The sequence below is a fragment of the Microcoleus harperi Pol14_C6 genome, from assembly GCF_036701295.1.
GTDB lineage: Bacteria > Cyanobacteriota > Cyanobacteriia > Cyanobacteriales > Microcoleaceae > Microcoleus.
Genome location: NZ_JAUBQN010000044.1, coordinates 40,178 through 50,785, shown reverse-complemented (window position 1 = coordinate 50,785; position 10,608 = coordinate 40,178). Strand labels below are relative to the sequence as shown.

Sequence of the window (10,608 nt, the reverse complement as noted above, 5' to 3'; positions counted from 1 at the left end):
GCTGTATTGTTGGAAAAAATCGTGTTTTTGAGAGTGACATTATTGGCAGCGGCGAAGATACCTCCACCAACCCAGCCTGCTGAATTATCGGCGATCGTCGTGTTGAGAATGGTTGTGGGTGCACCAAGAGTCATTGCACCGCCGAGTTTGTTGTAATCGCCAGCAGCAAACGCCGTGGAGTTGCCAGAAAACGTACTGTTAGTAATCGTAGCAGGGGCATTGCGTGTCCACAGCCCGCCACCTTGATTGCCGGCTTTGTTGCCCGCAAAGGTGGTGTTGGCAATGGTCAATCCCTGGTTGGTGCTGTCGCTCAAAATCGTTACCCCACCACCGTTTCCAGGATTTCCACCGTTGGGTAGCCCCAGAATTTCGTTATTTTGGAAGGTGCTCTTTTCCAAAATAACCTTGTCTTGGCTGCCGGTGAACAGATAAGCTGCGCCTCCTTCACCTCGACCTTTATTGTCTTGAAATACGCTATTGGTAATCTTAATTGTGCCGGAAGCTTCGCTGGGATTGCTGGCTCTGTCTGTGTAAACTGCGCCGCCAAAACCCCTTAAAAACGGATTATCTTGACCTGTTGCGTAAACGGCTGCGGTGGTATCGTTGCCGATGAATCGGGAGTTGTCAATTGTCAGCTTACCTTGAAGGCTGTTAATTGCCCCGCCGTTAATTCCTTTGTTGTTGGTGAAGTCGCTGTTGGTGACTGTAAAAGTTTTGAAACTCAAAAAGCCGATCGCACCTGCACCGCGTTCATCGTTAGCGGAGGTGGCTACGTTGCCGTTGAATTTACTGTTGGTAACAGTCAGGGTATTGTTGAAATTTCCAAAAATTGCGCCACCGCCTTTATCGGCGACGTTGTTGTTGAACTGAACGTTTTCTACTGTGAGGTTTACTTCGTCGGTTGTGCCGATCGCGCCGCCTCGAGCAACCGTTTTGCCGTTAGTAACAATCAGGTTTTTGACAACAAAATTAGTAGCAGTCGCAACGTTGGCATTGACAAAAAAGGCGCGGGATGCGTTGTTACCACTGATAGTTAAACCCGCTGCTGCTGCGCCGTCAATGGTGATGTTTTTGCCAGCGGGAATATTCAGTTGACCGCTAGTGAGAGTAATAGTTTGGTTGGCTAAACCTGGAGCGAAGGTAATGATATCGCCGGCAACAGCGGTGGCGATCGCAGCTCTTAATGAACCGGGCCCGCTATCGCTATTGTTGGCTACTACGATCGTAGCTAAATCACCTTGGTAACTTGCCATAGCCTCTGGCTGCAAGGCTAAGGGAGAATCAATTTTGCCCTTAGCAAATTCTAAATTCCAGTCGCCGCCACGGCCGGTTGTGTTGGTGGATGCCGCAACGTCAGCCCCGGTTAATTGACTGAAGCGATCGACGAAATTAGCACCTGTACCGCCTGCTACATCGCAGCCGTACAGAATGATGTCTGCTTGTGGGGCTAGTGAAGTTTGCCACTTTTCCAACTGGCTTTTGTATTGCTCTATGTTATCTGAACCCAGAGCAGTATTGCCTAATTGTATGCTGCCAGAACTGCCGTGAGAAATAAGGTGAACCGAGTCTATCGCCCCGTTAGTAGAGGCGTACTTTTCAATTTCCGAGGTGATTTGTTCGATGCCGTTTTTGGTGCGGTCGAGTATTACTACCTGCTGTCCCGGCAGCACTCCCGCTGTAATTGACTCGTAATCTTCCACGCCGGAGTCTATGAAGACTAAGGAGCGCGGTGGTCGTTTTTCAAAAGAAGATTGTGAGTTAACTTGAGCGAATGTAGAACTCATTTTGGAGACTCCATTAAGGGCATTATTTAGTAGATACACCCCGGAGTTATCTCATCAAGCTTATTTGATAACTCTGCAATTTCGGCAATTAACTTTTGTATGGATCGAGGTGATCTGAACTGAGGATAACAGAGCCTAATTGCAGTTAGCCCGATCTGCCGTCAGAAGTTGTGCGAACGAACTTTGTCAACCTCTATAAGAATAAAGACCGATTTTTGAAGTGCCGAGGTAATTTTCTCGATACAGTCAGATCCCCCAGCCAAAATTCGGGAAACAAAATATCCACCGTCATTGATGCTGGAGTCCTTGAATACAAAGCTTTTGGATGGGGAATTTGCGTATTCCGAAGATCGAGCCGTTTCCCTTAAAAAATGCAACATATTGCGCCCTCCAAAAGCGAGTTTAGGGGTAGATACAACCTTGGATTCAGAGCTTCTGAAACTGCCAGCGACCTTGTTTATTTGGCTCATTTTTATTTAACCTATCTATCAGTTTCCCCTATTTCTGCAGCGCTGCCATCCGCGATCTCACGGAATTTATATTATGCGTGTTTTCCATTACTTCCGACAAACGCGCAGTTACCGATAGATTCGATATCCTACTGGTGATAAGTAGATAGGCACGAAAAAACCAAAGTAGGTGAAAATAAATGAAGACAGAGAAGAAATCTACCTAGGTCATTAACATATGGAAGCTCGCTTAAGGGTATCCCTGACTCATGAATAAGAGAGAACCCTCTTCAATCTCAAAACAGCAAATGTACCACATAAAGTCAAAGACGCCCGCCGAAGTCATTGGGTTAAATGCACACGGTTGGTACGTCGAAAAAATAGCGGCTCATATAAATTGGACTTCACAGACAGTCAGAGAAGTTTTGCACAAATGGGAAAAATCTGGTCTAGAAGGTCTTCCGTTACATAGTTGTAAAGTTTCCCGCCCACTTACTTACAACGGCGAACTAATCTTGCAAACGAGGCAGCGGTGGACACGCCTTGCAACAGTTAGAGCTGCTGGATACGCACCCACTGTTTAACAGTTAGAGCTGCTGGATACGCACCCACTGTTTACTGGTCGGTGTCCCCAATGTGAGCTTCCGTTCCCCCAATATGAAACGCCGCCTGCTCATTGGGATTGTTCGGCTTGCGGATGGATGGATGATGCGGTGTGAGGCGACGGTTCTGTTTTGATAATGGCGATCGTTACGCTTTCTAGAGCATTTATGCAGCTAACTTCCTGGTTAAGATTGAATAAGCTAAATAAAGAATTATGGTTTTTTAAGTAAGCTAGGTAGTATTTAGGTAATTTGATTACTAAATGGGTTTTCCAGTCAAGTTGTTTACGATAAAAAGCAATTGAGTTTTTATGAAAAATCACTACCGCAAAATTGCAGTTTCCTCTGTTTGCACCGCTCTAGGTTTTGTTCTGGGAGCCAGCCCAGAAGCTAAAGCAGCTTCGTTTACATTGGCCCCTACTATCACTTTTAAAGTCATAGATTCTAGTACCTACTTCGGTACTAGCTTTGATGGGCGTTGCTGATTTACGGTATGAAAGACTAAATATGCAAATCATAGAAACCAGTATCTACAAAGCTTCTGGATTTTCAACTTATTTTTTTCATACCCTGATTAAGCAACGCCCCGTAGCCGTTCCTTAAAGTTTTCTACATTTACAGAGCCTTTGGGCATATCGCAGATTTATCGCATTGAAGGTCTGGGCTTGCCAGTTCTTGTCACCCCCTTTATTAAAAACCATAATCAGAGTTTTCTAGCATTTACAACAAAACCCGTTGTATGAACGGGTTTTTAATATGGACACAACTGGACTCGAACCAGTGACCCCTACGATGTCAACGTAGTGCTCTAACCAACTGAGCTATGCGTCCTCACGAATTCCTAATGTAGCAGAACATTCGATCGCCTGTCAAGCAGAAATATGAGATTTTTTTAAGCGGGCAGTCTTGACATCGCCCCTAATGCCCACTCCCCTGCCAAATCTTCACAGTTCGATCGCCCGCACCGCTAGCCAAACTCCCCCCATCAGGACTAAACGCCACCGACAAAACCTCCCCCCCGTGGTCCGTCAGAATTTCCAGCAAACCCCCCGTACCCGCATCCCACAAATAAATCGTGCCATCCCGACTCCCCGTCGCCAAAACTCGACCATCGGGACTGAACGCCACACACAAAACATCCCCAGAATTGTCCCTCATACTCCGCAACAGCGTCCCTCGCCCCTGTGCATCTACCCGCCACAACTTCGCCGTACCATCCCGACTCCCCGTCGCCAAAATCAATCCTTCTCCTACTCCCTCCCTTACCAAGGGGGGGCTGGGGGAGGTCTGACCGGCAGGGGACACAGAGGAAGTCAATCCTTCTCCTACTCCCCCCCTTAGCAAGGGGGGGGTCGCAGCAAAAACGATCGCCCGCACCCAATCCCCGTGCTCTGCTAAAGTACAAATCGATCGACCTTTTTGCCAATCCCACAACTGCACACTCATGTCCCGACTGCCACTAGCCAAAAACTCCCCGCCAGGACTAAAAGCCACAGCCTCCACCCCGCCAGCGTGACCCGTCAAAGCCGACATCCGCCTTCCCTTATTCAAATTCCACAACTGCACAGTTTTGTCCCGACTGCCACTAGCCAAAACCTGACCATCCCGGCTAAAACCCACAGCATAAACCCTATCCTCGTGACCCCGCAAAGCGTACCACCACTTACCCTTATTCAAATCCCAAATTTGAATTGTTTTATCACGGCCGCCACTAGCCAAAGTAGCGCCATCAGGACTAAACGCCACACAAGTCACCCAGTCAGAATGACCCGTGAGAGTGTACCACCGCTTACCGGTCTCCAACTTCCACATCTCAATCGTCTTGTCCTCACTTCCGCTAGCTAAAGTCGCCCCATCAGGACTGAAAGCTACTGACGTGACAGCATTAGAATGACCTACCAGAGTATGAACACATCTCCAAGTAGGCGCGCGTGCGGGTACAACCCGCTGCATCGGGGGCACAGGTATGATTGTGCCTGCAACCGTTGGCGGCACCGCATTCTGCACCGCAGGGGTTCTCTGCGGCACGGAAATTTTAGGCGCTGGTAGGGGCGGTGCCCCCGTGCCCGCCCCCGCTGACTGCAAATCTTTCAAGACTTCAGCTACAGATTTGTAGCGCCGACTGAGACTCGGTTCGATCATTTTGTCGAGGATGCGACTTAATTTCGGATCGATTGGAACCTTCAAAAAGTCTTGCCAAACCCAAGCATCTTGATTGATATCGAATAAATCAAAAGGAGATATTTGAGTCAGCAAATAAATGCAAGTTACTCCTAAACTGTACAAATCGCTGGCATAAACCGCTTGACCTCTAATTTGTTCCGGCGCCACGAATTCGGGAGAACCGATGACTGTACCGGTTTGTCTCAAACCCTCCACAACTTTTGCAGCGCCAAAATCAACTAAAACTAATTCCCCGGTTAATGTTGGGTAAGTATAAATGATGGGAGTTTGAGAAATGTGGCGGCGGATAATATTGGGCGGTTTAATATCTCGGTGAATTACACTGCGATCGTGCACGAACTGCAATACTGGCAATAAATCTTTCAGCAGACTGAGAATCTGACTTTCGCTAAAAGGCCCAGTCCGCGCCAACTCTTCCTGTAAATTCTGACCTTCTATAAATTCCTGTACCAAATACTGATAGCGTTCCTGCTGAAAGTGCGCCAACAGTTCGGGAATTTGCGGGTGTTTCCCCAACTCGTCCAGTCGCACTGCTTCTCGGTTGAATAATTCTGCTGCTTTTTCGCTGCTGCTGGTACCTTGGGATAGGGGGAAAAACTGTTTAATTGCACAGCGGGGTTTGGAGGGTTTGTCTTCGTCTATTGCTAAAAAAGTGCGACCGAAACCGCCGCGCCCCAGGGGTTTGATGGCGCGGTAACGCTCTCTCAGCAACAGTTTGGAGCCGCAATTCAGGCAGAATTGGGTACGATCGGCATTTTGCGGGTTTTGACAGGCGGGGTTTAGGCAGTAACTCATAACTGAACCGAGAAGGAATCAGCAGCATCTCTCTATGATACTGAGGCAAAAGGGCGATCGGCTCTCGCGTTACAATTATAGTCCTGGACGCACCGGCAACAATAAACCTGGTTTTTTACCAAAATATTTGCTTAAAACTTTCAATCTCGGTTCAAAAACCCGCTTTCTTTGTTCGGGTGCATAAGTCCTAAATTAGAAATAAAAAAACTAAAGTCATGACGACAAACTGGTTAGTAGTCATGACTTCCGTCATCATAATTTAAGATGTCGCCTTAACTTTCAGAGCATACTCTTTAAACCTTTCCAAGTCAGCCATAAGAGTCGATTCAACTACTCGCGCTAGAAATGAATTGTCCATCAATTTTGCCAGCCAGCCGGGAACTCCATAAGCTACTGTCAGTTTGACAATGCTGCTGTTTTTGCGATCGTAAAATCTTACCGCACCCCGATTTGGCAAACCGTCTACCGATTCCCACTGAATTATCTGATTCGGCACTACTTTGAGAATCCGAGAAAGCCAGCTAAATTCTAACCCGCCAGTTGCGAGTTTCCAACGCGATAATTCCGGGTTGTCTTCGAGAACGCGAACTGATTCGATCCACTTCATCCAGCGCGGCATTTGCTCTAAATCCGACCAGAGTTGCCACGCTAATTCGATGGGAATTGCCACTTCTACTTGGACGCTGTGTTCTAACCAATCAGTCATGCGATTTTAGATTTTAGATTTTAGATTTTAGATTGAAGAATTGTTTCTTTTTTGTTCCCAGGCATAGCCTGGGAACCAGAGAAAACGAGAGACGACTAATGACTAATGACTGTAAGCTTCGAGAATTGCCTTAGCCGCTTGATGGCCTGAAAGTGTCGCTCCTTCCATGCTATCAATGTAGTCTTGCTGAGTGTAACTTCCTGCTAGAAAGAAATTGGCTATCGGAGTTTTTTGAGCAGGGCGGAAAACATCCATTCCCGGTGCTTCGCGATACAAAGATTGAGCGAGTTTAACTACACTGTACCAAGTCATGTTTAATTCCCGCGCTGACGGGAATAAATCCTGAACTTGCTTAAGTACGTGTTGGGCGATCGCCTCATTGCTTTGTTTAATAAACGGATCTCCCGGTGTCAGCACCAACTGCAGCAGCGAACCTTGTCCTTCTTGATAATAATCTTTGGGACTTGTCAGTGCCAAATCTGCAAAACAAGAAAAATCTGCATCTGCTGAATATAGCAAATTATCGATTCCTACAGCGTGGCTCAACTGTTTGCGCTTGGCTTCATCTTCCAGTTCCGTTACCCAACCGTCGAACCGCAATTGTACTGTAGCAACTGGCACAGCATCTAATTTATAAATGTTGTCAAATTCTGACCATTTGCGCCAAGCTGGGGGCAATATTTTCTGAATTCCTGGCACGTCGCAGGCGAAAACGTAAGCGTCTGCGGTAATATTTTCTTCTGTTTCGCCGTTAGCTACTACCAAGCCTGTTACGCGGGTTTCTTCGCCTTCTTCAAACTGAATTTCTCTTACTCTGCGCCGCGTGTAAATTTTTGCTCCTTTCTTTTCTAAATATTCCACAATTGGCTTGTGCAAATATTCGTTGGGAGAACCAGCCAGCATCCGCATGACAGAGGCTTCGGTTTTTGATGCAAAGAATTGAAAGATTGTCAACATACACCGGGCAGAAATATTTTCAGTGTCGATAAAACCCAGTGCGTAGGCAATCGGATTCCACATTCTTTTGAGCGAGTTTTGGTTGCCACCTTGGCTGCGGAACCAGTCAGCGAAGCTAATTTTATCCAAATCGCGGATAGTTTTCATTGCTCCGTCAAAGTCTATCAAACCTCGGACGATCGGGCTAGTTCCCAGGGCGATCGCATTTTGAATTTTGTCTTGTACTGATAGCTGAGATGTCGTGAAAAATGCCTTCAATCCGTGCAAGGGAGCACCCACGGGAAAGCGAAAATCTAAAGAACCAGTTTCGCCGCCTCGATTGATAAAAGTGTGGACGTGTTCTTTGAGGAGCAAATCGTCAAACGCTCCCACTTTTTTCATCAGGGCAAATAAGTTATAATAACAGCCGAAGAAGACGTGCAAACCCATTTCAACGTGATTGCCGTCGGGATCTACCCAACTGCCGACTTTGCCGCCGACAAAGGGGCGGGATTCAAAAATTTCTACTTCGTGGCCGGCCTCCACTAAATCGACTGCTGTGGTCATTCCAGCCAGTCCCGCACCTGCGATCGCAACCCGCATTTTACCTATCCTTTCCCGTATTTTTACAGATTGTAACAAATTTTAGAATTTCCGAAACATTCAAAGTTCATAAATGCCGATCGACACTTGTACAGCCCTCTGAATTCTTGCTAGGACATCGCCACTAAGTTGACCGTAAGGGTCTTGTTCTAAAAATGTCTCTCGCAAAGCAGAAAGGTTTTCAGATACAGCTAGAGAATCAGCTTGCAATCCTCCCTCACCTGCAGGAATCAAGACGCGAGTAGGATTTTCTACTCCTGCAATGTTACTGGTGAAAGGAACAACAATGACAGAATCCGTAAATTCGTTGCGGATATCGGGAGAAACCACAACTACAGGTCTTTTTTTGGTATCTCCTAACTGACGCAAAGCCCTTGAAAGATAAATCTCACCTTGGCGGGGATAAGTTTTTCCTGTTGAGTTAGAGTCCATCGCTGCTCCATGTTTCTTCTATCTGTTCCTCTACCAAATTAAACCATTCTTTTTCATCCTCAATATCTTCTTGGCTGCGGTTTTGATAAAATTTCCGCAACTTATCTTCTATTTGCTTAGCGTACCAGAGACGGAGAGCTTGTTCGATCGCCTCCGTCCAATTATCAGTAAATTGGTCTATTTTCTCCGCGAATTCAGCATCAATGGCGATTAACACTTCTCGCTTTTGAGTAGAATTTGACATAATCATTCTTTTTAAGAATTCACTAAGTAGGGTGCGCCGAGGCGCACCTTACATATTACTTTTACACATTCCTTCTTCCTTCTTCCTTCTTCCTTCTTCCTTCAAAACATCGGCATCAACTGAAGTGGCCCAATTCCCAAGTCTTTAGCAGACACCCAGCGCACCTCAAGCAAAGCGATCATATCCTTAAACTGAGGCTGACCGCGAGAAGCACCCATCAACCCTTTAGCAATAATCAAACCGCACCAACCGTTGGTTAATTTACAGCGGCGATCCCACTTCTTGCGAGCTTCCTGATGCACCGGATCGTCTTCATTAAACTCTCCAAACAAATACAGCTCCCCATTTTTGGTTTGCAAAATACCCAAGTCATATTGCTCATCTTGAAAAGGATTTTCGCCCGGATTAAAACCAATCCCCTTCACGCCCCCAGCTTCTTTCAAATCCTGAATCATAGTTTTTGCCTTCGGATGAGAAGTTTGGATCATCACCACTGGCAAACCATCTCCGGCTGTATTAATATCAATTTCTGCACCTTGGTGAAACTGGACACTTTGGCGCAGGAACTCTACCGTTTCCCAAGGCACGGCGCCGAGACTCAAAAATGAATTTTGCGGCACCAAATCGTCCCGCAGCAGTGGCTTATCAAATTCATCATCATCGTCATCATCGTCATCATCGTCATCACCGAGCATCTGTAATAATTCGTCTGATACCTCGGGCATCGTGGAAACTTTAACGGATACCTGTTGAATTTCTCCGTCAGCCTGCGGAACTGGGATGCGGTAGCGGCTGCTAAGACTGGGAAAAGTGTCCGATCCCAATTTCCGGCGACCGTTGCGGAAAAAGCGATGAAATGCTTCGAGAGCCACTAACATCGTGAGGGCTTCTTCTTCGTAAAGAATCGATCGCAATCCTTCTAAAGGATGCAGGTTGCCGAAATTTGGTTCAATTTCCGATGGAGGCAAATCGGCTAAATCAATTTCTTCGTCGTCGTCCTCATCAATATCTGCTGCACTTTCAAAGGTAACAAACAAACAGTCTTGCCCTAAAAAAGCCTGTTCTAAATCTTCAAAAGATTCATCGTTGACGACTCGTTCTCGAAACCGTTTCAAGGATTCTAGAGAACGGTACAGTAAAACTCCGTAATCCATTCTGGCTTGGCCCAATACGGACACGTAGAGGCTGCCGACATCCCATTGATTGATTTCAATAGATATAATTTGGTGCTCGCTCAAAGTCCGCCACGGAGCGTCATGCCAAATTTGAGCAGCTTTTTCCATTAAAACTTCAGCATACTGAGGGGGTAACTCAGGAGGTCTGTTGATCGCCACCTCTTCCATGCCGCGAAATATTTCGTCAATTAAGGGCAATTCCGGCACGTAGTCAATGGAAATGCTTAAATCTTGAAGTACGCCGCGCAGATAAAATTGAATTTCTCGGTTTTTAACTACTATTTTTTGGGGGCGGACTGCGGGAGCCGGACTTTGGGGATGTTCCATTGCCCGTAGCAGGGCCCGGACGATCGCCTCTGGGCCGGCATCTGGGCCTACCATGTCCATAGCCCTCACGACTCCTTCGGAGCCATCGACCCAGAGAATGCACTCGCCACCAGCTTCTAGAACGTCATCGTCATCTAGCATCATGTGCGAGTCAGCATTAGATAAGGGTCGGCGATCGCCCTCCCACACGCTAGGAATTTGAGGTAAGTTTTGTAGCCGACGAAGAGTAGAGCGATTCAGCGCTGCCATAGAGTAAGCCCGTTGGGTGAAGCATTGTTGCGGTGCCGGTAGCCGGTCAACCGCTGCTTCTCAATCATAAACCCTATAGGGGGAGAGGGCATCAAGCTTGGGAACGAGGCCCCACGGGAATT

General features: G+C 46.9%; 8 protein-coding genes and 1 tRNA gene. 1 reads left to right on the top strand and 8 read right to left on the bottom strand.

The features are described 5' to 3' along the window. The coding region (locus QUA27_RS23220) for a DUF4347 domain-containing protein (protein ID WP_333070888.1) at nucleotides 1-1,784 on the bottom strand (1,784 nt) is incomplete at its 3' end. A gap of 718 nt (nucleotides 1,785-2,502) precedes the next feature. Here QUA27_RS23220 and QUA27_RS27510 point away from each other — a divergent pair. After that, nucleotides 2,503-2,817 carry a helix-turn-helix domain-containing protein gene (locus QUA27_RS27510; protein ID WP_445251536.1) on the top strand — a complete coding sequence of 105 codons (315 nt, stop codon included), beginning with the start codon at nucleotides 2,503-2,505 and terminating at the stop codon, nucleotides 2,815-2,817. 775 nt (nucleotides 2,818-3,592) lie between these two features. On the opposite strand, the gene QUA27_RS23215 is transcribed toward QUA27_RS27510, so the two are convergent. From QUA27_RS23215 to QUA27_RS23185, 7 genes are all read right to left on the bottom strand, one after another. Next, a tRNA-Val gene (locus tag QUA27_RS23215) sits at nucleotides 3,593-3,666 on the bottom strand. Between the two features lie 87 nt (nucleotides 3,667-3,753). Continuing rightward, nucleotides 3,754-5,814, bottom strand: a complete 2,061-nt coding sequence (locus QUA27_RS23210) for a protein kinase domain-containing protein (RefSeq protein WP_333070885.1) — start codon at nucleotides 5,812-5,814, stop codon at nucleotides 3,754-3,756. Between the two features lie 259 nt (nucleotides 5,815-6,073). Continuing rightward, a complete protein-coding gene (locus tag QUA27_RS23205) occupies nucleotides 6,074-6,520 on the bottom strand; it encodes an SRPBCC family protein (protein ID WP_333070883.1) in 447 nt (148 codons plus the stop codon). A gap of 102 nt (nucleotides 6,521-6,622) precedes the next feature. Continuing rightward, nucleotides 6,623-8,059 carry a 9,9'-di-cis-zeta-carotene desaturase gene (gene zds / locus QUA27_RS23200; protein ID WP_190662862.1) on the bottom strand — a complete coding sequence of 479 codons (1,437 nt, stop codon included), beginning with the start codon at nucleotides 8,057-8,059 and terminating at the stop codon, nucleotides 6,623-6,625. A 60-nt stretch (nucleotides 8,060-8,119) separates the two neighbouring features. Beyond that, nucleotides 8,120-8,491: a type II toxin-antitoxin system PemK/MazF family toxin gene (locus tag QUA27_RS23195; protein WP_333070881.1), complete on the bottom strand. Its 372-nt coding sequence runs from the start codon at nucleotides 8,489-8,491 to the stop codon at nucleotides 8,120-8,122. Then, complete coding sequence (locus QUA27_RS23190) at nucleotides 8,481-8,735, bottom strand: hypothetical protein (protein ID WP_333070880.1); 255 nt, start codon at nucleotides 8,733-8,735, stop codon at nucleotides 8,481-8,483. Before QUA27_RS23190 ends, QUA27_RS23195 begins: the two co-directional genes overlap by 11 nt. A 101-nt stretch (nucleotides 8,736-8,836) precedes the next feature. Further along, on the bottom strand, nucleotides 8,837-10,486 hold the full coding sequence (locus QUA27_RS23185) for a DUF6930 domain-containing protein (protein ID WP_333070878.1): 1,650 nt from the start codon (nucleotides 10,484-10,486) through the stop codon (nucleotides 8,837-8,839). Nucleotides 10,487-10,608 lie beyond the last annotated feature (122 nt).

What these genes read in the sequence shown, in the direction of transcription:
- QUA27_RS27510 (WP_445251536.1), top strand. Translation starts at nt 2,503, where the DNA reads ATGAATAAGAGAGAACCCTCTTCAATCTCAAAACAGCAAATGTACCAC.
- QUA27_RS23210 (WP_333070885.1), bottom strand. Translation starts at nt 5,814, where the DNA reads ATGAGTTACTGCCTAAACCCCGCCTGTCAAAACCCGCAAAATGCCGAT.
- QUA27_RS23205 (WP_333070883.1), bottom strand. Translation starts at nt 6,520, where the DNA reads ATGACTGATTGGTTAGAACACAGCGTCCAAGTAGAAGTGGCAATTCCC.
- zds (WP_190662862.1), bottom strand. Translation starts at nt 8,059, where the DNA reads ATGCGGGTTGCGATCGCAGGTGCGGGACTGGCTGGAATGACCACAGCA.
- QUA27_RS23195 (WP_333070881.1), bottom strand. Translation starts at nt 8,491, where the DNA reads ATGGACTCTAACTCAACAGGAAAAACTTATCCCCGCCAAGGTGAGATT.
- QUA27_RS23190 (WP_333070880.1), bottom strand. Translation starts at nt 8,735, where the DNA reads ATGTCAAATTCTACTCAAAAGCGAGAAGTGTTAATCGCCATTGATGCT.
- QUA27_RS23185 (WP_333070878.1), bottom strand. Translation starts at nt 10,486, where the DNA reads ATGGCAGCGCTGAATCGCTCTACTCTTCGTCGGCTACAAAACTTACCT.